20 protein-coding genes are annotated in these 21,113 nt (G+C 69.0%); 16 read left to right on the top strand and 4 right to left on the bottom strand.

Annotated elements, in window-relative coordinates; translation table 11 throughout:
* From ACFYO2_RS12350 to ACFYO2_RS12310, 9 genes are all read left to right on the top strand, one after another.
* Window positions 1-384: DNA-directed RNA polymerase subunit alpha C-terminal domain-containing protein (locus ACFYO2_RS12350; RefSeq protein WP_324612174.1), on the top strand; the 384-nt coding region annotated here is incomplete at its 5' end.
* A gap of 180 nt (window positions 385-564) precedes the next feature.
* Window positions 565-1,113: a 50S ribosomal protein L17 gene (rplQ, locus tag ACFYO2_RS12345; RefSeq protein ID WP_388347533.1), complete on the top strand. Its 549-nt coding sequence runs from the start codon at window positions 565-567 to the stop codon at window positions 1,111-1,113.
* Between the two features lie 74 nt (window positions 1,114-1,187).
* Window positions 1,188-2,069 carry a tRNA pseudouridine(38-40) synthase TruA gene (truA, locus tag ACFYO2_RS12340; RefSeq protein ID WP_388347531.1) on the top strand — a complete coding sequence of 294 codons (882 nt, stop codon included), beginning with the start codon at window positions 1,188-1,190 and terminating at the stop codon, window positions 2,067-2,069.
* Between the two features lie 171 nt (window positions 2,070-2,240).
* Complete coding sequence (locus ACFYO2_RS12335; RefSeq protein WP_388347529.1) at window positions 2,241-3,836, top strand: glycosyltransferase family 2 protein; 1,596 nt, start codon at window positions 2,241-2,243, stop codon at window positions 3,834-3,836.
* On the top strand, window positions 3,833-4,882 hold the full coding sequence (locus ACFYO2_RS12330; protein WP_388347527.1) for a glycoside hydrolase family 26 protein: 1,050 nt from the start codon (window positions 3,833-3,835) through the stop codon (window positions 4,880-4,882). The genes ACFYO2_RS12335 and ACFYO2_RS12330 overlap by 4 nt, the downstream gene beginning before the upstream one ends.
* Window positions 4,879-6,810 (top strand): hypothetical protein, encoded by a 1,932-nt coding sequence (locus tag ACFYO2_RS12325; RefSeq protein WP_388347525.1) that lies wholly within the window; start codon window positions 4,879-4,881, stop codon window positions 6,808-6,810. Before ACFYO2_RS12330 ends, ACFYO2_RS12325 begins: the two co-directional genes overlap by 4 nt.
* Window positions 6,807-8,654 (top strand): glycosyltransferase family 39 protein, encoded by a 1,848-nt coding sequence (locus tag ACFYO2_RS12320; protein WP_388347524.1) that lies wholly within the window; start codon window positions 6,807-6,809, stop codon window positions 8,652-8,654. The genes ACFYO2_RS12325 and ACFYO2_RS12320 overlap by 4 nt, the downstream gene beginning before the upstream one ends.
* Window positions 8,655-8,721: 67 nt before the next feature.
* Window positions 8,722-9,480, top strand: a complete 759-nt coding sequence (locus ACFYO2_RS12315) for a polyprenol monophosphomannose synthase (protein ID WP_388347522.1) — start codon at window positions 8,722-8,724, stop codon at window positions 9,478-9,480.
* Between the two features lie 115 nt (window positions 9,481-9,595).
* Entirely contained in the window at window positions 9,596-10,147 is a 552-nt protein-coding gene (locus tag ACFYO2_RS12310) for a GtrA family protein (RefSeq protein ID WP_388347521.1), read from the top strand.
* Window positions 10,148-10,178: 31 nt separating this feature from the next.
* Here the strand turns inward: ACFYO2_RS12310 and ACFYO2_RS12305 are convergent, their stop codons facing one another.
* Complete coding sequence (locus tag ACFYO2_RS12305) at window positions 10,179-11,060, bottom strand: hypothetical protein (RefSeq protein WP_388347519.1); 882 nt, start codon at window positions 11,058-11,060, stop codon at window positions 10,179-10,181.
* 536 nt (window positions 11,061-11,596) lie between these two features.
* Between ACFYO2_RS12305 and rplM the strand changes: the two genes are divergently transcribed.
* From rplM to glmM, 3 genes are all read left to right on the top strand, one after another.
* Window positions 11,597-12,040, top strand: coding sequence for a 50S ribosomal protein L13 (gene rplM, locus ACFYO2_RS12300; RefSeq protein ID WP_388347517.1), 444 nt, complete (start codon window positions 11,597-11,599; stop codon window positions 12,038-12,040).
* A gap of 42 nt (window positions 12,041-12,082) precedes the next feature.
* The gene (gene rpsI, locus ACFYO2_RS12295) at window positions 12,083-12,604 is read left to right on the top strand and encodes a 30S ribosomal protein S9 (RefSeq protein ID WP_388347515.1); all 522 of its coding nucleotides are present in this window, start codon (window positions 12,083-12,085) and stop codon (window positions 12,602-12,604) included.
* A gap of 186 nt (window positions 12,605-12,790) precedes the next feature.
* Window positions 12,791-14,149: a phosphoglucosamine mutase gene (gene glmM, locus ACFYO2_RS12290; RefSeq protein ID WP_388347513.1), complete on the top strand. Its 1,359-nt coding sequence runs from the start codon at window positions 12,791-12,793 to the stop codon at window positions 14,147-14,149.
* Between the two features lie 190 nt (window positions 14,150-14,339).
* Here the strand turns inward: glmM and ACFYO2_RS12285 are convergent, their stop codons facing one another.
* Both ACFYO2_RS12285 and coaA read right to left on the bottom strand, forming a co-directional pair.
* Window positions 14,340-15,275, bottom strand: coding sequence for a DUF389 domain-containing protein (locus ACFYO2_RS12285; RefSeq protein ID WP_388347511.1), 936 nt, complete (start codon window positions 15,273-15,275; stop codon window positions 14,340-14,342).
* A 50-nt stretch (window positions 15,276-15,325) separates the two neighbouring features.
* Entirely contained in the window at window positions 15,326-16,294 is a 969-nt protein-coding gene (coaA, locus tag ACFYO2_RS12280; RefSeq protein ID WP_388347509.1) for a type I pantothenate kinase, read from the bottom strand.
* A gap of 174 nt (window positions 16,295-16,468) precedes the next feature.
* On the opposite strand from coaA, the gene glmS reads away from it, so the two are divergent.
* The gene (glmS, locus tag ACFYO2_RS12275; RefSeq protein ID WP_388347507.1) at window positions 16,469-18,316 is read left to right on the top strand and encodes a glutamine--fructose-6-phosphate transaminase (isomerizing); all 1,848 of its coding nucleotides are present in this window, start codon (window positions 16,469-16,471) and stop codon (window positions 18,314-18,316) included.
* 7 nt (window positions 18,317-18,323) lie between these two features.
* On the opposite strand, the gene ACFYO2_RS12270 is transcribed toward glmS, so the two are convergent.
* Window positions 18,324-18,434 carry a DUF397 domain-containing protein gene (locus tag ACFYO2_RS12270; protein ID WP_388347616.1) on the bottom strand — a complete coding sequence of 37 codons (111 nt, stop codon included), beginning with the start codon at window positions 18,432-18,434 and terminating at the stop codon, window positions 18,324-18,326.
* 69 nt (window positions 18,435-18,503) lie between these two features.
* On the opposite strand from ACFYO2_RS12270, the gene ACFYO2_RS12265 reads away from it, so the two are divergent.
* The 3 genes from ACFYO2_RS12265 (at window position 18,504) to ACFYO2_RS12255 (ending at window position 21,053) form a co-directional block, all read left to right on the top strand.
* Window positions 18,504-18,938: a VOC family protein gene (locus ACFYO2_RS12265; protein ID WP_388347506.1), complete on the top strand. Its 435-nt coding sequence runs from the start codon at window positions 18,504-18,506 to the stop codon at window positions 18,936-18,938.
* 81 nt (window positions 18,939-19,019) lie between these two features.
* Window positions 19,020-19,391: a holo-ACP synthase gene (locus tag ACFYO2_RS12260; protein ID WP_388347504.1), complete on the top strand. Its 372-nt coding sequence runs from the start codon at window positions 19,020-19,022 to the stop codon at window positions 19,389-19,391.
* Between the two features lie 228 nt (window positions 19,392-19,619).
* Window positions 19,620-21,053 carry an NAD(P)H-hydrate dehydratase gene (locus ACFYO2_RS12255; protein ID WP_388347503.1) on the top strand — a complete coding sequence of 478 codons (1,434 nt, stop codon included), beginning with the start codon at window positions 19,620-19,622 and terminating at the stop codon, window positions 21,051-21,053.
* The last annotated feature ends 60 nt before the right edge of the window (window positions 21,054-21,113 follow it).

Genomic DNA, 21,113 nt, shown 5'->3' with positions numbered 1-21,113 from the left:
ACCCTGGTCGAGCTGTTCGGTCTGGCCCGCGAGCTCAACATCGACGCCGAGGGCATCGACATGGGCCCGTCCCCCACGGACGCCGCCCTTGCCGCTGATCTCGCCCTGCCGATCGAGGAGCTCGAGCTCACCGTTCGGTCGTACAACTGCCTCAAGCGCGAGGGCATCCACTCCGTGGGTGAGCTCGTGGCCCGTTCCGAGGCGGACCTGCTCGACATCCGCAACTTCGGTGCGAAGTCCATCGACGAGGTCAAGGCCAAGCTCGCCGGCATGGGTCTCGCGCTCAAGGACTCCCCGCCCGGGTTCGACCCGACGGCCGCCGCGGACGCGTTCGGCGCGGACGACGACGCGGACGCGGGCTTTGTGGAGACCGAGCAGTACTAAGAGCTCGGGCCATCCGGTCCGTTCTTGGGTGCGGAGCGCTGTGCTTGATCGCGCAGTTCCCCGCGCCCCTTCCGGGAGCGCCCCTTCGGGGCTGCTCCCGGATCTCCGACTAGCACCCGCTTGCTCGGATACTGACTCCGGTACCTGATACGGCCGGGGCAGACACCTAGGAGAAACACCATGCTGAAGCCCACCAAGGGTGCCCGTCTGGGCGGCAGTGCCGCGCACGAGAAGCTGCTTCTCGCGAACCTCGCGAAGTCGCTGTTCGAGCACGGCAAGATCACCACCACCGAGGCGAAGGCGCGCAAGCTGCGTCCGTACGCCGAGCGTCTGGTCACCAAGGCGAAGAAGGGCGACCTTCACAACCGCCGTCAGGTGCTCCAGGTGATCACGGACAAGAGCATCGTGCACACGCTCTTCACCGAGATCGGCCCGCGCTACGAGAACCGTCCCGGTGGCTACACCCGCATCACCAAGATCGGTAACCGTCGTGGCGACAACGCGCCCATGGCTGTCATCGAGCTGGTCGAGGCGCTGACGGTCGCGCAGCAGGCCACGGGTGAGGCGGAGGCCGCCACCCAGCGTGCCGCCAAGGACGCCGAGGCTGCCACGGAGGCTCCGGCCGCCGAGGAGACCAAGGTCGACGTGACCAAGGCCGACGAGGTCGAGGACGCGGCTCCGGCCGAGCCCGCCGCGGAAGCGGCTGAGGACAAGGCCAAGGACGCCTGAGGCTGAACCCTCGCGTTGAGCGGGTCCGCCCCCTGCGGGGCGGGCCCGCTTTCGCGTTTTGAGAGGATCTAGGGGTGAGTGACGAAGTACAGCCCGGGTTCGTACGGGTGCGGATGGACCTCTCGTACGACGGGACCGAGTTCTCCGGGTGGGCCAAGCAGGCCGGGGGACGGCGGACCGTACAGGGCGAGATCGAGGACACCCTGCGGACCGTGACGCGGTCGCGGGAGACGACGTACGAGCTGACCGTGGCGGGGCGGACCGACGCGGGTGTGCACGCGCGCGGGCAGGTGGCGCACGTCGATCTGCCTCAGGAGCTCTGGGCCGAGCACCGGGAGAAGCTGCTGAAGCGGCTCGCCGGGCGACTGTCCAAGGACGTGCGGGTGTGGTCCCTCACCGAGGCGCCCGCCGGGTTCAACGCGCGGTTCGCTGCGTTGTGGCGCCGCTACGTCTACCGGGTGGGGGACCGGCCCGGGGGAGTGGACCCGCTGCTGCGCAACCATGTGCTCTGGCACGACTGGGAGTTGGACGTCGCCGCGATGGACACCGCTGCCAAGTCCCTTGTCGGCGAGCACGACTTCGCGGCGTACGCGAAGAAGCGCGAGGGGGCGACGACGATCCGCGAGATCCTCGACTTCGGGGTGCGCCGGCGCGTGGACGGCACCGTCGAGATCGAGGTCCGCGCCGACGCCTTCTGCCACAACCAGGTGCGCTCCATGGTCGGCGCGCTGCTGTTCGTGGGCGACGGGCACCGCGGCGTGGAGTGGCCGCGGCAAGTCCTCGAAGCGCGCGTACGCGACAGTGCCGTGCACGTCGTACGGCCGCACGGGCTGACGCTGGAGGAAGTCGGGTACCCGGCGGACGAGTTGCTGGCGGCGCGGAATCTGGCGGCGCGGAATCGGCGGTCGTTGCCGGGACCGGGTCCTGCTGACGCCATCCCTCGTGCTGAAGGGTAAGAGATTGTTTATACCCGGTGTGGTTGGTTATGAAACTCGTGCGTAACACGCATGTTCGAGCGTAACCCCTGAAACTCGGTTATCCTTTCGTTGCTCGGCCGGGAGTTCGATTAAGGGTTGGCCGAGCTTGGGTGGGGGGTATCGGGCCGGACCTGGCCCGGGGGGTCGTGCATGAGTGCACTGGGGACTGCTCGTGTTCCGCAGAACCGAAAGCGTAAACGGACGTCGCAGAGCCACGGGCTGCTGCCGACGCCGCCGGACGACGTGGAGAAGTATTCGTACACGCGGCGGCACCTGTGGGTGCTGACGATCGGTTCGCTGATCAGTTTCGCGTGCCTGGCGATGAGCCAGTTTCTGTTCACGGCGTCGAGTCCGTGGTTCTGGCTGACGCTGCCGCTGCTGGCGTTCATCATTGCGGACTACCTGATCTCGCTGTACCTCGACGGGCTCAGCAAGGACTTCGACGTCAAGGGGCACAAGCGCCTTGTACGCGCGTGGCGGCCCGCCAGGTACCCGAGCGTGGACATCTTCCTGCCGGTGTGCGGTGAGCCCCTGGAGGTGCTCCACAACACCTGGGTCCACGTGAACCGGCTCGCCGGCAGCTACCAGGGCGTCGTGAACACGTACGTCCTCGACGACGCCGCCGAGGACGAAGTCGGGGCCATGGCCGCCGACTTCGGGTTCCACTACGTGGTGCGGCCCAACCGCGGCTGGTTCAAGAAGGCCGGCAACCTCAACCACGCCTTCGAGAAGACCGACGGCGACCACATCCTCATCCTGGACGCCGACTTCGCGCCGCGCGCCGACCTGCTCGACGAGCTGCTGCCGCACATGGACGACGACGAGAAGGTCGCCATCGTGCAGTCGCCGCAGTTCTTCCGCATCGTCGACCGGCAGAACTGGATCGAGCGGGGCGCGGGCGCCGTGCAGGAACAGTTCTACCGCTCCGTCCAGACCTCCCGTGAGGACCATGACGGGTCCATCTGCGTCGGCTCGAGCGCGATCTACCGGCGCGCGGCCCTGGAACAGACCGGCGGCATCACGCTGATCGAGCACTCCGAGGACATGTACACCGGCTTCGACCTGCGGGCCCTCGGCTGGAAGCTGCGCTACGTGCCCGTCGCGCTGTCCGCCGGCGTGTGCCCGGACACGGCCGGTGCCTTCCACAACCAGCAGTACCGCTGGTGCATGGGCTCGCTGGAGCTGCTCACCAGCAAGCGGTTCTGGGAGATGGACCTCAAGGTCAAGACACGGCTCTGCTACATCTCAGGCTTTCTCTACTATCTCCAGACCGCACTGGCCACGTTCATCGTGCCGATCATCCCGCTCGCCCTGATGATCCTGCGGCCCGACCTGATGCGCGCCGAGGCCGCCCTGTGGGTGCTGCCCAGCGTCGCGTACGTCTCGCTGGTGCTGCCGCTGTGGCACCGGGCGCCCTACCGCCTTGAGGCCTGGGCCGTCCGCGTCATGTACGGGTGGTCGCACGTCTTCGCCGTCTGGGACGTGCTGCGGGGCCGCCCGATGGGCTGGAAGCCCACCGGCTCGGCGGGTGCCAAGAAGAACGGCATGCGCCGCTACTGGAACTGCATGATCTTCTGGACCGGTGGCACCGCCGTGGCCTGGATCCTCGTCGCGGCCTGGCGCATGCTCACCCTCTATCCGCCGGACTTCGCGCTGATGCTGTCCGCCGGCCTCTTCTACGCGATGGTCGTCGGCCGTGTTCTCGTCCAGCCGCGTGCCCAGGAAGTGCAGGAAGCGACCGCATGAGTTTCTCCGTACGTCCGGTACGAGCCCTGCGTCCCGTGCGGGCGCTGGCCGCCGTCCTGCTCGCCGGCGCGCTGTTGGCCGGGTGCAGCACGTTCTCCGAGGAGGGCCGCGCCCAGTACGAGCGCGGCCAGGGTGCGGAGCCGAGTGCCGCGGGCACCGGCGAGGCCACCGACTCCGCGAAGCCGGAGCCGCCGTACGACGTGCGGCCGCTGCTGGAGCCGGCGAAGAAGTACCTGGGCGTGGCCGCCGAGGGCGCCCCCGCCAAGATGAAGTCCGTCGAGGACTTCGCGAAGCGGGCCGGCAAGAAGCCCAACCTGATCGAGTTCTACTCGGCCTGGGGTGACCAGTACGAGCAGGATCTGGTGCGGAAGTCCTGGGACTACGGCGCGCTGGCGTTCATCGCCTGGGAGCCCTTCGAGACGAGCATGAAGGACATCGCGGGCGGCAAGGAAGACGCGTACATCCGTGAGTACGCGCGCTCCGTCAAGGAGCTCAACCTGCCCGTGGCGATCAGCTGGGCGCACGAGATGAACGGCTTCTGGTACCCGTGGGGCACCAAGAAGGCCACCGCGGCCGAGTTCACCGCCGCCTACAAGCACATCCACGACCTCTTCGACGACGAGGGCGCCACTCAGGTCATCTGGGTGTGGAGCCCGAACGTCACCCACCCGATGCCGAAGGTGAAGCTCAAGCCGTACTGGCCGGGCGACGACTACGTCGACTGGGTCGGAGTCATCGGCTACTACGCGGCCACCGGGCCCTCGACGTACCCGTCGCTCTACGGGCCGACGATGACCCAGATCCGAACCTTCACGCAGAAACCGTTCATCATCGCGGAGACGGCGGCGCAGGCCGGTGAGCGCAAGCCCGCCGACATCAAGGACCTCTTCCAGGGGACCGCGAAGCGCCACGATGTCATCGGATTCGTCTGGTTCGACTTCGACAAGGAGGCGGACTGGCGCGTCAACAGCGGTCCGCTGTCCGAGAAGACCTTCCGGGAGCAGGCCAAGAGCCAGAGCTTCGGATTCGATGTGACGAAGCCATGACCGACCGGCGCACACCCACCTGGGCGGACGACTCCGAGCTGAGCGACGGGGAGTACGAACGTCCGCCCGTGTATGGACAGCAGCAGGACCAGCAGCAGTACGGCCACGTCGATGAGAGCCGGCAGCGGTACCAGCAGCAGAGCCTGCGGCAGTACGCACAGCAGGCCCAGACGCCCAGGGTGCAGCCGACCCACCCGCCGCAGGAGCAGCAGGCCGGCGCCTATCAGGCCGGGTATTTCACCGAGACCGGCAGCTGGCGCTTCGACATCCACGACCGGACGTCCTCGTACACGGACCAGCAGGCGTACGACACTTACGCGCCCTACGATCCGTACGCCTCGTACACCGCCCTCGAGCCGGAGCCCGTCGCCGAGCCGGTGGCGCCCGAGCCGGAGAACCCCGGCTATACGCTGCCTCCCGTCCAGGAGTCCGCCTGGTCGTTGGACACTCGGCGCAGCCGGTTGCTGGGGCGCTGGGTGCTGCTCTGTGTCCTGCTGATCCAGGCCGGTCTCTCGCTACGGCTGCGCGGCACCGCGTTCCAGGACGAGGCGCTCTACATTGCCGCGGGCCACTACGAGGTCGGGAACATCCTGCACGGCACGCCCGTGCCGGGTGACTTCGAGGGGTACTTCTCGGGCTACCCGAAGCTGTACCCGGTGCTCGCGGCGATGGTCGACAGCGTGGCCGGGCTCTCCGGGGTGCGGCTGGTCAGTCTCGCGTTCATGCTCGGCGCGACCGTGCTGCTGTACGCGACGACCTGCCGGATGTTCAACGTCCGGGCGGCGCTGGGCGCGGCGGCCCTTTTCTCGGTCATCCAGTCGACGTCGTTCCTGGGCAACTTCGCCACCTTCGACGCGGCGGCGATCTTCCTGCTGGCCCTGTCGATGTGGATCGTCGTACGCACCGGCCGGGCGAACATCTTCCTGGTCGTGTTGGCGGCGCCCCCGGCGTTCCTGGCCTTCGGCACCAAGTACGCGTCGGGCCTGTATCTGCCGACCCTGGTGGTCCTGGCGGTGCTGACCGCGTACCGGCACCGCGGCATGCTCGCGCTCGCCCGCGGCGTGCTGCTCGGCGCGGCGATGGTCGCCCTGCTGGGCGTCGCCTATGTGCTCACCGGGTCGCTCGGCGGTATCAGCCAGACCACCACCGACCGCCCCAAGGGCACCGACACCGCACAGACGATCCTGCAGCACAGCGCGGAGTGGGGCGGGCTGATGTTCCTCGCCGCCCTCGGCGGCTCCATCGCCTACGCGATCCGCCCGAACATGGGTGAGATGCCATGGCTCGACAAGCAGGGGCCCGGGCGTTGGCGGCGTATCTCGCTCGGTGTCCTGCTGACCGGCACCGCGCTGCTCGCCCCGGCCTACCAGATCCACCTGCAGACCGAGATCTCGCTCTTCAAGCACGTGGGCTTCGGTCTGCTCTTCGCCGGGCCGATGGCGGGCCTCGGCATGTCACGGCTCGTCGGACCGCACTTCCGGCACCCGCAGCTCGGGATCATGCTGTACGTCCTGACGCTGGTGTTCGGCATGGTGCAGTCGCAGTACGCGTACAGCTTCCCGGACTCCAGGGAGATGACGGCCATCCTGCGCACCATGGTCGACCGAAAGGGCAGCTACCTCGCCGAGGAGCACGAGGTCCCGGCGTACTACCTGCGGGACAGGACCGACTACAAGCAGTGGCAGAGCACGTTCGGGATGGACTACAAGGACAAGAAGGGCAAGCAGTACTCCGGCCCCGACGCCTACCGCGCCGCCGTCCGGGACGGGAAGTTCGACATCATCGTGCTGCGCGGGACCATCACGCCCGAGGTCGACCAGGCCGTGATGGACGCGCTGCGCGGCAATCCCCACTATCGCCTGGCAGCCGTGGCGCCCTTCATGGCCAGCAGGGGCCCGGGCGAGTACCGGATTTGGGTGAAGCGATGAGTGTCCATTCCTCTCCTCCTCACGGCGGCGGACATCCCGACGCCCCGGGCGGGCCCGACCCGTACGCGGGGCAGGGCGCCTACACCGGGCGGGGAGCGTACGCCGGTCAGGGCGGCTACGCCGATCCGGGGCAGGGCCCGTATGCCGGCCCGGGCGCTTACGCGGCTCCCGGTCAGTACGCCGATGCCGGTCAGTACGCCGATCCCGGCATGTACCCCGGGCAGCGGGACACGTACGCCGCCGAGCCCGTCGCACCGGAGCCGGTCGCCCCGGAGCCGCCGGCGGACGAGCCCGGGGAAGCGGAGCCCGACAGCTCGAAGGGCGGGCGGCTCGTCGCCGTCGTGACCTTCCTGCTGCCCACGGCGCTCGCCTTCGCGATGGCCCTGCGCGGTATCGGCACCCGGCAGCTGTGGCGGGACGAGCACGCCACCTGGTGGGCGGCCCACCTGTCGCTTCACGATCTGAGCCTGCTGATCCGCTCCATCGACGTGGTGTTCACGCCGTACTACGTGTTCATGCACCTCTGGATCTCCGTCGCCGGGGACTCCCCGACAGCGATGCGCATACCCGGCGCGGTGGCCATGGCGGCGGCGGCCGGTCTGCTCGCCCTGCTCGGGCGGCAGCTGTTCACCACGCAGACGGGGATCCTGGCGGGGCTCGCCCTGGCCGTCGTGCCGATCACCACGCGGTACGGGCAGGAGATCCGGCCGTACTCCTTCGCCGTGGCGGCGGTGCTGCTGTCGACGCTGCTGCTGGCCCGGGCGCTGGACAAACCGTCGTTCAAGGTGTGGGTCGCCTACACGCTGTCGGTGCCGCTGATCGGCTGGAGTCACCTGGCCTCGCTCGCGGTGCTCGGCGCACATCTGGCAATGATCGTGATCGCGCGCCGCTCGGGCGACAAGATCGTGAGCTGGGCATACGCGGCAGCCGTCACCCTGGGCATGTGCTTCGTCATCCCGATGGCCGTCTCGGGCTCGGGCCAGAGCGGCCAGATCGCCTGGAACCAGCCGACATTCAAGAACCTGCTCGAGTTCCCCAGGGACCTCTTCGGTTCCTGGGACGTGGCCGTTCCGGTGATGGGACTGGGCGCGTTCGGGCTGGTCTTCGCGGGCCGGTGGGCTCTTCCGCTGGCCGCCTGGATCTTGTTGCCGCCTGTGGTGACGTACGTCACCGCCGACCAGCTGCACCTCTTCCTCGCGCGCTATCTGCTGTTCACGGCGCCCGCCTGGGTGCTGCTCGCGGCCGTGGCCGTGAGCCGGCTCGCCGGTCCGGTGGCCGGGGCGAAGGCCGGTTCGGGAGCGGCGGTACGGCGCGGCCTCGGCTGGGTCCTCGTGGCGGCCACGGTCGCCGGGATCGGCTTCCAGTCGCTGCCCGCCATCCGCGAGACCCGCCAGAACCCGTGGGGCGAGCCGGACTACCGCGGGGCCGCGCGGATCATCGAGGCGGAGCAGCGCAAGGGCGACGGCATCGCCTTCAGCGGTGTCATGGGCGAGCGCCGGGGCATGGACTACGAGCTGCGCGACGACGCCGGCCGCCCGCGCGACTCGCTGATGTACCGCACTCCGCAGGAGATGGGCTCGTTCGGCGCGCTCGAATGCCCGCAGCCCGCGAAGTGCCTGGCGAAGGCCGAACGCCTCTGGGTCGTGTCGACCACGCTCGACGGGCAGCCGTACAGCGGCATGCCCAAGGAGAGCGCGACCGCGATCCAGAAGGGCTTCCGGGTCGTGAAGACGCGCAAGCTCAAATATCTCCAGCTGCTGCTTCTGGAGCGGAAGCCCGACGCGACGGTCGATGACTCGTCGGACGAAAAGGACGACGCGGGCAAGCGCAAGGTGCATACCTGAGCTGGGTTTCCGGACGCTGGACGACCCGCGTCCGGCGGGCGGGCAATCAGATGGGGAGGGGAAAGAGATGACGTACGACGTGGGGGCGGACGTGGCTGTCACCGTGGTGATGCCTACGTACAACGAAGCCGCCAACCTGCCGAGAATGGCCGAGGCGGTGCTTCAACTGCCGCTCAGTGGGCTCCACTTGAAGATAGTGGACGACTCCAGTCCGGATGGTACAGGACGGATCGCCGAGGAGCTCGCCGAGAAGTACAACTGGGACGGGCGGCGCCGCATGAGCGTGCTGCACCGGACCGAGAAGGACGGCCTCGGGCGCGCGTACGTCGCCGGTATGAGTGCCGCGCTCGCCGAGGGCGCCGAGTACGTCGTCCAGATGGACGCCGACGGCAGCCACCCCGTCGAGGCGGTCCCGCGGATGCTCGGCACGGCCGTGGCCTCGGGCGTGGGCCTGGTCGTCGGCAGCCGGTACGTGGAGGGCGGCTCGCTGGACGAGGAGTGGGGCAAGCACCGCGTGCTGCTGTCCCGCTTCGCCAACCGCTACGCCCGGACCGTGCTCGGCACGAAGATCCGGGACATCACGGCCGGCTTCAACCTGTGGTCGGCCGCCACTCTTCGTGACGTGGATCTCGCGACCCTGGACAGCGCCGGCTACAGCTTCCAGGTCGAGCTGAAGTTCAAGGCCGTCCGGGCCGGACACAGCGCCGTCGAGATCCCGATCCGTTTCGAGGAGCGCACCGAAGGCGTCTCCAAGATGAGCTTCGGGACGCAGGTCGAGTCGGCGCTGGTGCCGCTGCGACTGCGGATGCGCAACCGACGGAGCTGAACCGGAAGCCGTCGGCCCGCAGACGGCGGGCCGGCGGAGACGGCAGGCCGTCGGACGGCCACACCGGCAGGCCATGAGCTCACACGGCCGTTGAGAAAAGGGACACGACTACACCATGAGCGGACGGCACGCGCTTCCTTCGCGGTGGGAGCATCTGTACCGCGAGATCGCGAAGTTCGGCCTGGTGGGGCTCTCGGGATTCGTACTCAATCTCGCGGTCTTCAACTTCATCAGGAGCTTTGCCCAATGGCCGACCGTCAGGGCGAGTGTCCTGGCGACGGCAGTCGCCATCATGGGCAACTACCTCGGCCTCCGGTACTTCGCGTACCGGAACCGTGGCCAGGACGACCGGACGGGCCAGCGGAAGGAACTGGGTCTCTTCCTCTTCTTCAGCGCGATCGGCCTGGTCATCGAGAACGGGGTCCTCTTCACGACCACCTACGGATTCGGCTGGGACAGCACACTCGCCAACAACGTGTGCAAGTTCCTCGGCATCGGTATCGCGACCCTCTTCCGCTTCTGGTCCTACCGGACGTGGGTCTTCAGGACCGCCGGCCACCAGCCGGAACGCACCGCGGCGGTCGCGCGGGGTGGGGCGCCGGCCTTCCCCACCCCGTCGGTCGCGCCCCCCGAACCCGTCCTGAACGTCTCCTGGGAGACTCCGTGACGGTGTCAGGCCGGGTGCGGGGCGGGTGGCGTCACCCGTTCGCCGCGGCCGACGCCTGGGCCTCGCCCCGGCGGCGGATCTGGCGGAACGTGAACTCGCCGAGGTCGTCGCCGGTCGTGAAGACGGCGGTGTCCTTGGTCGTCACGTCCTTGCCGCTGGTGAAGCCGGCGATGGTGAAGTAGGCGTAACGGCCGTAGGAGTTGGTGGTCGAGCGGCAGACGGCGGAGTTGCAGAACGCCTTGACTCCGTCCCCGGCCAGCGACGCGACGATGCTCTTGGTGTCGGCGTCCTTCTTGGCCTTGACCGCCTGCGCCTCGGTGTCGAAGACGGCCACGCCGACCGTGACCGCGACGCCGCCCTTGGTGTACGTGACGCGCATCAGGCGGGTGCAGTCGTTGTCGGTGAGGACCTTCGCGAGCGTGCCCTTGGCGGCCGTGGCACAGCTCTTGGTGTCGGCCGTCGGCCCTTTCTTGTAGACCGTCGAGCCCATGGTCAGCTGCGTGCCCGGGAAGAGGATGTTCGGGCCGATCGGGGCCGTGTCCTTGCTCTTGCTGGAGACGAAGTCCTTCGGATCCAGCGGCGGCGGGGCGCTGGTCGGCTCGAACGACGGCTCCGCGGTCCCCGTTCCGCTGGGGATGTCCGCGCTGGCCGGAAGGGAGGACGGCTTGCCCGATCCCTCGGGATCGCCGTTCGCCGACACCACGGCCATCGCCACGGCCGTGCCGATCGCCAGCGTGGCCAGTGCGCCGCCGCCGATGAACAGCAGCCGGCGCCGCCTGGCGCGCGCCTCCGACGCCTCGGCGAGCGCGGCCCAGTCCGGGGCGTTGGTCTCCCCGCCGTTCCACGGCTGCTGGGATTGCGGTGTCCAGGGATCCCACTGGGACTGGGGTCCCCCCTGCTGCCCATAGCTCATGAGCCGCATCTTAGACGGGAGATGTGGTGTGCCGGTCCGCCTCAAGAGGCTCTGGAACCCCTGGCGTTCGCTCGGCGAGCGAACGCAAAAGCGACATCTCCGGGTGGTTGGTACGAAGGGCGAACCGGCCTCCATGGGTGGTACTGGCGGCGGTGCCGGGTGCCGCGGCGCGCGCAACGCGGCTGACCTCGGACGGTGGGACGGACCGCGCAGGCCTTCAAGAAACCGTCACACTCTGTGTACCGGCGTTCACGGTGGCGCACCGCGGGGGTCGCAGGGGCCTGTGAGGCGGGTAGAATCGGCTCGGACGGCTGCAGTCGCCTCGTTTTGACCCGTACGGGCCAGCGAAGGTATCCTGCTTCTTCGTTGTGTATTGGCTTGCTCATTCTCACGGGACGGGCCCTTACACCGGTCCACCGGGCCGATGACCAGCGACCCCACGTACGCGGTATGCGTCGCCGCCGTGGGCACAGGCTGTCGTGATCGTTTCGGTGACCTTGTTTAGGACCATTCACTCGAAGCGAAGGCTACGAACCGTGCGTACGTACAGCCCCAAGCCCGGCGATGTGACGCGCCAGTGGCACGTCATCGACGCTCAGGACGTTGTCCTGGGTCGTCTCGCCACCACCGCCGCCACGCTTCTGCGGGGCAAGCACAAGCCGATCTACGCGCCCCACGTCGACACCGGTGACTTCGTCGTCATCATCAACGCCGACAAGGTGCACCTCTCCGGCAACAAGCGGACCCAGAAGATGGCGTACCGCCACTCCGGCTACCCGGGTGGTCTGCGTTCCGTCCGTTACGACGAGCTGCTCGACAAGAACCCCGAGAAGGCCATCGAGAAGGCCGTCAAGGGCATGCTCCCCAAGAACACTCTGGGCCGTCAGATGCTCTCGAAGCTGAAGGTCTACAAGGGTGACCAGCACCCGCACGCCGCGCAGCAGCCGGTGCCGTTCGAGATCACCCAGGTCGCGCAGTAAGTCCGGCCACCCCCTAAGACTGAACAGAATCTGAGGAGAATCGTGGCCGAGACCACTGTTGAGCAGCCGGTCGAAGAGACCGAGCTCGTCGACATCGAGAGCTACACCACCGAGTCGGACGCCCCCGTCGAGGGCGAGTACACCTCCGAGTCCATGGCGTCCCGCTTCGGCGACCCGCAGCCGGCCGCCGGCCTGGGCCGTCGCAAGAACGCCATCGCCCGCGTCCGGATCGTCCCGGGCTCCGGCAAGTGGAAGATCAACGGTCGCACCCTCGAGGACTACTTCCCGAACAAGGTGCACCAGCAGGAAGTCAACGAGCCCTTCAAGGTGCTCGAGCTCGAAGGCCGCTACGACGTCATCGCCCGCATCGCGGGTGGCGGTGTCTCCGGTCAGGCCGGTGCGCTCCGTCTCGGTGTCGCCCGTGCGCTGAACGAGGCCGACGTGGACAACAACCGCGGCGCCCTCAAGAAGGCCGGCTTCCTCAAGCGCGACGACCGTGCGGTCGAGCGCAAGAAGGCCGGTCTCAAGAAGGCCCGCAAGGCCCCGCAGTACAGCAAGCGTTAAGCTTCGCTGCCTGCTCGTACTCGCAGTACTACCAGCAGTACGCAGTACGTCGAACGCCCCGGCGGCACGCCACAGTGCCGCCGGGGCGTTCGTTTATCACAGCCTTGGGCGTATAACGGCACGAGACGTTCAAAGGCTTGTGCGATCGGATGGACTCCGAATCTTCACGTTTCCTCAGGAGGACAAGTGGGACGACTCTTCGGCACGGACGGCGTGCGCGGGGTAGCCAACGCGGATCTGACGGCCGAGATGGCGCTCGGCCTCTCCGTCGCCGCGGCGCACGTACTCGCCGAGGCGGGCACCTTCGCGGGCCACCGGCCGACGGCCGTGGTCGGACGGGACCCGCGAGCGTCCGGGGAGTTCCTGGAGGCCGCCGTGGTCGCGGGCCTCGCCAGCGCGGGCGTCGACGTCCTGAAGGTGGGCGTGCTGCCGACCCCGGCGATCGCCTACCTCACGGCCGACCTCGGCGCCGACCTCGGTGTCATGCTCTCCGCCAGCCACAACGCCATGCCCGACAACGGCGTCAAGTTCCTCGCCCGCGGCGGCCACAAGCTCGACGACGAGCTGGAGGAGCGTATCGAGGCCGTCTACGAGGAGCACCGCACCGGCGCCCCCTGGGACCGGCCGACCGGTTCGGGCGTGGGGCGCGTGCGGACGTACGAGGAAGGGGCCGAGCGGTACGTCTCCCATCTCGTCGGCGTCCTCCCGAACCGCCTCGACGGGCTGAAGATCGTCCTCGACGAGGCGCACGGCGCGGCCGCCCACGTCTCGCCCGACGCCTTCACCCGGGCCGGCGCCGAGGTCATCACGATCGGTGCCGAGCCGAACGGACTCAACATCAACGAGGGCTGCGGCTCCACCCACCTCGGACTCCTCAAGGCCGCGGTCGTCGAGCACGGGGCCGCGTTCGGCATCGCGCACGACGGTGACGCGGACCGCTGCCTCGCCGTGGACCACACCGGTGAGGAGGTGGACGGCGACCAGATCATGGCCGTACTCGCGCTTGCGATGCGGGAGCGTTCCGCACTGCGCTCCGGCACCGTTGTCGCGACGGTCATGTCGAACCTCGGGTTCAAGCTGGCGATGGAGCGGGAGGGGCTCACGGTCGTCCAGACGGCGGTGGGGGACCGGTACGTGCTGGAGGAGATGAAGGAGCACGGGTACACGCTGGGGGGCGAGCAGTCCGGGCACGTGATCATCCTCGATCACGCGACCACGGGGGACGGCACGCTGACCGGTCTCCTGCTGGCCGCCCGGGTCGCGGAGAGCGGGCGGTCGCTCAGGGAGCTGGCGGCTGTGATGGAGCGGTTGCCGCAGGTGCTGATCAATGTGCCGGACGTCGATCGGTCGCGGGTGGGTACGTCCGCGGAGCTCGCGTCGGCTGTTGTGGACGCCGAGCAGGAGCTCGGGTCGACCGGGCGGGTGTTGTTGCGGCCCTCGGGGACCGAGCCGTTGGTTCGGGTGATGGTTGAGGCGGCTGATATCGATCAGGCTCGGTCTGTGGCCGGGCGGCTGGCGGATGTCGTGAAGTCGGCGCTGGGGTAGGTCTGTTCCGGGTCGGGGGAGGGGGTTCTGTTGTGTGCGGGCTGCGGGTTCGTTGTGGCTTGTCGCGCAGTTCCCCGCGCCCCTGAGGGTGTTGTCGGTGCCCGGCGCTTTGAGAGTGCTGCTTGAGGGGGTCGTCGGTGCCCGGCGCTTTGAGAGTGCTGCCTGGGGGTGTTGTCGGCGCCCGGCGCTTTTAGAGTGCTGTTCGTTTGCGTTGGGTGGACCAGAGCCACTTCTGGAGCATCAGGGTGAGGGTGCCGGCCAGGATGATGCCGAAGAGGTTCAGGAGCAGCTGTTCCGAGGAGCGCCAGGCCTGGTTGGTGTCGCTGTAGATGAGGGCCACGGCCGCGTTGGCGGCTGCTGGGACCGTCGTCACGGAGATGGCGACGCCGACCAGGGCGCCGGACTTGGCGGACGTCAGGGAGAGGGTGCCGGCGGCTCCGGCGAGGACGGCGACGACGAACGAGAACCAGTCCGGGGCGTAGATGAAGCCGGTGTTGGGGCGGTCGGCCTCCAGCAGCTCCTTGGTGAACAGGCCGACGGCGTCCATGAAGAGGCTGAAGCCGACGGTCGCCGCCATCGCCACGGCGAAGCCCACCAGCAGGGCGATCAACGAGCGCAGTGCCAGGCGCGGCGCGCGCTGTACCGCGGCCGTGCAGATACCCGCCAGCGGGCCGAACTCCGGGCCGACCGCCATCGCGCCGACGATCAGGATCGCGTTGTCCAGGACGACACCGCATGCCGCGATCATCGTGGCGAGCGTGATGAACGCGAGGTAGGTGACGGAGAGGGTCGACTCCTCGTGCGTCGCGTCCGTCAGGTGTTCCCACAGGACCGCGTCCGCGCCCTCGCCGGGTGCCTCCGCCTCGGCCTTGTCGGCGCGCTTGGACAGGGACAGGTCGATGTTCTCGACGGCGATGGAGCCGCTGTCGTCGAGGCCCAACTCCTGGAGACCCGTGAGGAGTTCATCGCCGGCCTCGCGGGCCACGTCGCACATCACCACGTCTCCGGCCGGGTTGCGGGCGGTGCCCGGCATGACCACGAGGTGAGTGGTGCCGACCGTCCTCTCGATCAGGCGGACCACATCGTCGGTCCTGTCGGAGGGTGTGATGAGGCGCAGATGCAGCATGACGCCTTTCTAACAGGCCGACGTTTCCCAGGAACCCCTGGCTACGGCCTTTACAGCTTGCGCAGGCTCAGCCGCTGGACCTTGTGGTCGGGGCCCTTGCGGATGATGAGGGTGGCGCGGCCGCGGGTGGGGGCGACGTTCTCGATCAGGTTGGGCCGGTTGATCGTCCGCCAGGTCGTGCGGGCGTAGTCGAGGGCCTCGTCCTCGGACACCTGGGTGTACTTGCGGAAGTACGAGGACGGGTTCTGGAAGGCGGTCGCGCGCAGCTTCTTGAAGCGGTTGAGGTACCAGCGCTCGATGTCCTCGGCGCGGGCGTCGACGTACACGCTGAAGTCGAAGTAGTCGGCGAGGCCGACCCGGGTGCGGCCGTCCTTGCCGGGCAGGGCGGGCTGCAGGACGTTCAGGCCCTCGACGATCAGGATGTCGGGGCGGCGGACGGTGAGCCGCTGGTCCGGGACGATGTCGTAGATGAGGTGGGAGTAGACCGGGGCGGTCACCTCGTCCTTGCCCGCCTTGATGTCGGCGACGAAACGCGTCAGGGCGCGGCGGTCGTACGACTCGGGGAAACCTTTCCGCGACATCAGGCCGCGGGCCTGGAGCTCGTTGGTGGGCAGCAGGAAGCCGTCGGTGGTGACCAGCTCGACGCGCGGGTGCTCGGGCCAGCGGGAGAGCAGGGCCTGGAGGAGACGGGCGACGGTCGATTTGCCGACGGCGACCGAGCCTGCCACCCCTATGACGAAGGGGGTGCCGGACTGGGAGCCCTGTTCGCCGAGGAAGGTGTTCAGGGCGCCGCGCAGGCCGTCGGTGGCGCCGATGTAGAGATTGAGGAGGCGAGACAGCGGGAGGTAGATGTCCCGGACCTCGTCCAGGTCGATGACATCGCCGAGGCCGCGCAGCTTCTCGACCTCGTCGGCCGTGAGTGGCAGCGGCGTCTTTTCGCGCAGCACGCTCCACTCGGCTCGGGTGAGATCGACGTAGGGAGTCGCCTCCGGCCTGTGCCGGTGGGCGCTCCGGGGCATCGGGGAGACCGGAGAGATCACAGTCCATTGTTAACGGAGTTTGAACGGGATGGCGGGTGGGGTGCGTCACGCGCCGCTCGTGCGCTTCTGGAACGTTCGTACCCCGGTGGGAATTTCCGAATTCGGGCACGCGGAGGCTCTTTCGGGACGCGTTTTCGCCGTACGCTGCCGGTCATGTGCGGAATCGTGGGATACGTGGGGTCTCAGTCGGCGCTCGAGGTCGTCATGGCCGGGCTGAAGCGGCTGGAGTACCGGGGGTACGACTCGGCGGGTGTGGCCGTGCCGGCGGACGGGGGTCTGGCCGCCGCGAAGAAGGCGGGCAAGCTCGTCAATCTGGAGAAGGAGCTGACGGAGCGTCCGCTGCCGACCGGAACGACAGGCATCGGGCACACTCGGTGGGCCACCCACGGGGGACCGACGGATGCCAACGCTCATCCGCACCTCGACAACGCCGGGCGCGTCGCAGTCGTACACAACGGGATCATCGAGAACTTCGCCGTTCTGCGGGCGGAACTGGCCGAGCGAGGGCACGAGTTGCTCTCCGACACCGACACCGAGGTCGTCGCCCATCTGCTCGCCGAGGAGTTCTCCGCGACCTCCGATCTGGCGGAGTCGATGCGGTTGGTCTGCCGACGGCTGGAAGGCGCGTTCACGCTGGTCGCGGTGCATGCCGACGAGCCGGACGTGGTGGTCGGTGCGCGGCGGAACTCGCCGCTCGTGGTGGGCGTTGGAGAGGGCGAGGCCTTTCTCGCCTCGGACGTCGCCGCGTTCATCGCCCACACGCGGTCGGCGATCGAGCTGGGTCAGGACCAGGTGGTGGAGCTGCGGCGGGACGGGGTGACCGTCACCGGCTTCGACGGGCGGCCGGCGCAGGTGCGGTCGTATCACGTCGACTGGGACGCGTCGGCCGCGGAAAAGGGGGGCTATGACTACTTCATGCTCAAGGAGATCGCCGAGCAGCCCAAGGCGGTCGCCGATACGTTGCTGGGGCGCATCGACGCGTCCGGCTCGCTGACGCTGGACGAGGTCCGGATCCCCGCGAGTGAGCTGCGGGAGGTCGACAAGATCGTCGTCGTCGCGTGCGGTACGGCCTTCCACGCCGGGATGATCGCCAAGTACGCCATCGAGCACTGGACGCGGATTCCGTGCGAGGTGGAGCTGGCGAGCGAGTTCCGCTACCGGGACCCGATCCTGGACGCGCGGTCATTGGTCATCGCCATCTCCCAGTCCGGCGAGACCATGGACACGCTGATGGCCCTACGGCACGCGAGGGAACAGGGCTCCAAGGTGCTGGCCATCTGCAACACCAACGGGTCGACGATCCCTCGCGAGTCGGACGCGGTGCTGTACACGCACGCGGGGCCGGAGGTGGCCGTCGCTTCGACCAAGGCGTTTCTGACGCAGCTGGTGGCGTGTTATCTGGTCGCCCTCTATCTGGGGCAGGTGCGGGGCACCAAGTGGGGCGACGAGATCGGTGCTGTGGTCCGGGACCTGTCGCAGATCTCCGGGGAGATCGACAGGGTCCTGGAGACGATGGAGCCGGTGCGGCAGCTGGCACGGTCGCTCGCCTGCAAGGACACGGTGCTGTTCCTGGGGCGGCACGTGGGGTATCCGGTGGCGCTCGAAGGTGCGTTGAAGCTCAAGGAGCTCGCTTACATGCACGCCGAGGGCTTCGCCGCCGGTGAGCTGAAGCACGGGCCGATCGCCTTGATCGAGGACGACATGCCGGTGGTCGTCGTCGTGCCCTCGCCTCGGGGGCGGTCCGTGTTGCACGACAAGGTCGTGTCCAACATCCAGGAGATCCGGGCGAGGGGGGCGCGGACGATCGTCATCGCGGAGGAGGGGGACGAGGCGGTGGCGCCGTACGCCGATCACCTGATCCGGATTCCGGCCACGCCTACGCTGCTTCAGCCGCTGGTGGCGACGGTGCCGTTGCAGGTGTTCGCCTGCGAGTTGGCCACGGCCCGGGGCAACGAGGTCGATCAGCCTCGGAACCTGGCGAAGTCGGTGACGGTGGAGTGAGCTGACTTCAGGACGTCGCGGATGGATATGTGGGTGGGGGGCTCGCGATCTCCACGCAGTTGTTGCCGTCCCTGCCGCCGGAGTAGGACGACTTCCGCCAGTTGCCGGGGATCGTCACGGTGCGCCTCACAGTTCCTTGGACAGCCTGTGGAGGAAGGAGAACAGCACGCGCCGTTATGGTGGACCGATGGCGTCGATCAAGCAGTTCCAAGTCACCTTCGACTGCGCAGAACCGGAGCGCGTCGCTCGCTTCTGGTGTGAGGTGTTGGGGTATGTCGTACCGCCGCCACCGGAGGGGTTGGCCAGTTGGGACGATTTCAATCGCTCTCTGCCGCCTGAGCAACAGGGTGCAGCGTTCGCGTGCGTTGATCCCTCAGGTGTGGGCCCGCGACTGTTCTTCCAGCGCGTTCCCGAAGGCAAGGTCGTCAAGAATCGGCTGCATCTTGACGTGCGAGTCGGCACCGGGCTCGTGGGTGAGGAGCGTCTGGCCGCACTTGAGGCCGAGTGCGCACGACTGGTCCCGCTCGGCGCGGTACGCGGGCGGCTACTGCTTGCCGATGGGGTCAACGAGTCGTGCCTCGGGATGCAGGACATCGAGGGCAACGAGTTCTGTCTCGACTGAGGGGTCGCGCGCCGGGTCGTCGGCCGGCCCGTCGGCTGTGAGGTGCGTGTCGGCGCAGGCGCCGGTCGTAAGGTGCTCGACATGAGCATCATCGGGGTCGGGATCGACGTGGCCGAGATCGACCGGTTCGCGGCGTCGCTGGAGCGTACGCCTGGGATGGCCCAACGGCTGTTTCTGGAGAGTGAGTTGATGCTGCCGAGCGGTGAGCGCCGGGGCGTTGCCTCGCTCGCGGCCCGTTTCGCCGCCAAGGAGGCCCTCGCCAAGGCGCTTGGCGCCCCGGCCGGGCTGCACTGGACGGACGCCGAGGTCTACGTCGAGGACAGCGGGCAGCCTCGGCTGCGGGTGACGGGGACGGTGGCGGCGCGGGCGGCGGAACTCGGCGTGCTGTCGTGGCACGTGTCGTTGAGCCATGACGCGGGGGTGGCCTCGGCGGTCGTCGTCGCGGAGGGGTGAAAGTCCGTGAGCCCGCAGGGCCACTGAGCCCGCCGGGCCGCTGTCACCGTGTCGATGACCGCTCCGCCGCTCTCCGACACGCAGAACACGCCGCGTCCGCCGCCGCGCGCGATCACTTCGCCGACGCGAATGTTGGCCATCCGATGAGGGTCGGCGAGATTGGCAAAGGGGTGGCAAAGGGGCAATGCCTGTGACGAGGTTCGTGCGGCACGGGGGAGACTCGACGGCATGCGTACTGCGTACAACGTGGAGACGGTCAGGACCGCCGAGCGGGAGCTGATGGCACGGCTTCCGGACGGGGCGTTGATGCAGCGGGCGGCGGCCGGACTAGCCGCCGCCTGCGCGGACTTGCTGGGGCGGGTGTACGGCAGCCGGGTGGTGCTGCTGGTCGGGAGCGGCGACAACGGCGGCGACGCGCTGTACGCCGGTGCCCGGCTGGCGCGTCGCGGAGCAGGGGTTGCGGCGGTGCTGCTGGCGCCCGAGCGCACCCACGCCGGGGGGCTCGCGGCACTGCTGCGGGCGGGGGGCCGGACGGTGGCTCCGGGCGCCGCCGGGGAACTCGTCGCGCGGGCCGACCTGGTGCTCGACGGCATCGTCGGGATCGGCGGCAAGGGCGGACTGCGGCCGGACGCCGTGCCGCTCGCCGCCGCGGCCGAGCGGTCGCGGGCCGTCGTCGTCGCCGTCGACCTGCCGAGCGGGGTCGATGTGGACACGGGTCAGGTGAACGGGACAGCGGTACGGGCCGACCTGACCGTCACCTTCGGGACGCACAAGCCGGGCCTGCTGGTCGATCCGGCGCGGGAGTTCGCCGGTTCCGTGCGGCTCGTCGACATCGGGCTGGAGCTGCCGGCCGAACCCGCGCTGGAGGCGTTGCAACACGTGGACGTGGCGCGGCTGTTGCCGGTGCCCGGTGCCGAGAGCGACAAGTACCGGCGGGGGGTTGTCGGGATCGCCGCCGGGTCGGCGCGTTATCCGGGGGCGGCGGTGCTCGCGGTGTCGGGGGCGTTGCGGGGTGGGGCCGGGGCCGTACGGTACGTCGGGCCCGCGGCGGAGGCCGTCATCGCGCGCTTTCCCGAGACCTTGGTGTCGGACCGGGGGCCGCGGAAGGCGGGGCGGGTGCAGGCGTGGGTCGTCGGGCCGGGCGCCGGGGACGACGCCGCGACGGTGGCGGAGGTGCTGGCGGCGGACGTACCCGTGCTCATCGACGCGGACGGGCTGCGGCTGGCCGACCAGGACGCGGTGCGGGCCCGCACCGCGCCCACGCTGATGACCCCGCACGCCGGAGAGGCTGCCGCGCTGCTCGGGGTGGCGCGGGAGGAGGTCGAGAGGGCTCGACTGGAATCGGTGCGGGAGTTGGCGGGGCGGTATGGGGCGACCGTGCTGTTGAAGGGGTCGACGACGTTGGTGGCCGACTCGGCGGGCGGGGCGGTGCGCGTGAACGCCACGGGGACGTCCTGGCTCGCCACGGCCGGCAGCGGTGACGTGCTGTCGGGGCTGACGGGATCGCTGCTGGCGGCGGGGTTGTCCGCGCTGGACGCGGGGAGCGTCGGGGCGTATCTGCACGGGCTGGCGGGGAGGTTCGCGGCGGACGGGGCGCCGGTGGGGGCGCATGACGTGGCGGCGGCGTTGCCCAGGGCTTGGCGGGATGTCGTGCGGGGCTGACGCGGGTGCCTGGCGGGTTGGGGTGCCCTGGGTGTGTTTCGCCCCCGCCGCCCCTTCCCG

Source organism: Streptomyces sp. NPDC006602 (genome assembly GCF_042870385.1).
In the GTDB taxonomy this organism is placed as follows: Bacteria; Actinomycetota; Actinomycetes; order Streptomycetales; family Streptomycetaceae; genus Streptomyces.
This window is presented reverse-complemented; position numbering and strand designations above follow the sequence as displayed.

Bases quoted from the DNA above. Each gene is read 5' to 3' on its own strand.
- rplQ (WP_388347533.1), top strand. From the start codon at position 565: ATGCTGAAGCCCACCAAGGGTGCCCGTCTGGGCGGCAGTGCCGCGCAC.
- ACFYO2_RS12335 (WP_388347529.1), top strand. From the start codon at position 2,241: ATGAGTGCACTGGGGACTGCTCGTGTTCCGCAGAACCGAAAGCGTAAA.
- ACFYO2_RS12330 (WP_388347527.1), top strand. From the start codon at position 3,833: ATGAGTTTCTCCGTACGTCCGGTACGAGCCCTGCGTCCCGTGCGGGCG.
- ACFYO2_RS12325 (WP_388347525.1), top strand. From the start codon at position 4,879: ATGACCGACCGGCGCACACCCACCTGGGCGGACGACTCCGAGCTGAGC.
- ACFYO2_RS12320 (WP_388347524.1), top strand. From the start codon at position 6,807: ATGAGTGTCCATTCCTCTCCTCCTCACGGCGGCGGACATCCCGACGCC.
- ACFYO2_RS12315 (WP_388347522.1), top strand. From the start codon at position 8,722: ATGACGTACGACGTGGGGGCGGACGTGGCTGTCACCGTGGTGATGCCT.
- ACFYO2_RS12310 (WP_388347521.1), top strand. From the start codon at position 9,596: ATGAGCGGACGGCACGCGCTTCCTTCGCGGTGGGAGCATCTGTACCGC.
- ACFYO2_RS12305 (WP_388347519.1), bottom strand. From the start codon at position 11,060: ATGAGCTATGGGCAGCAGGGGGGACCCCAGTCCCAGTGGGATCCCTGG.
- ACFYO2_RS12285 (WP_388347511.1), bottom strand. From the start codon at position 15,275: ATGCTGCATCTGCGCCTCATCACACCCTCCGACAGGACCGACGATGTG.
- coaA (WP_388347509.1), bottom strand. From the start codon at position 16,294: ATGCCCCGGAGCGCCCACCGGCACAGGCCGGAGGCGACTCCCTACGTC.
- glmS (WP_388347507.1), top strand. From the start codon at position 16,469: ATGTGCGGAATCGTGGGATACGTGGGGTCTCAGTCGGCGCTCGAGGTC.
- ACFYO2_RS12265 (WP_388347506.1), top strand. From the start codon at position 18,504: ATGGCGTCGATCAAGCAGTTCCAAGTCACCTTCGACTGCGCAGAACCG.
- ACFYO2_RS12260 (WP_388347504.1), top strand. From the start codon at position 19,020: ATGAGCATCATCGGGGTCGGGATCGACGTGGCCGAGATCGACCGGTTC.
- ACFYO2_RS12255 (WP_388347503.1), top strand. From the start codon at position 19,620: ATGCGTACTGCGTACAACGTGGAGACGGTCAGGACCGCCGAGCGGGAG.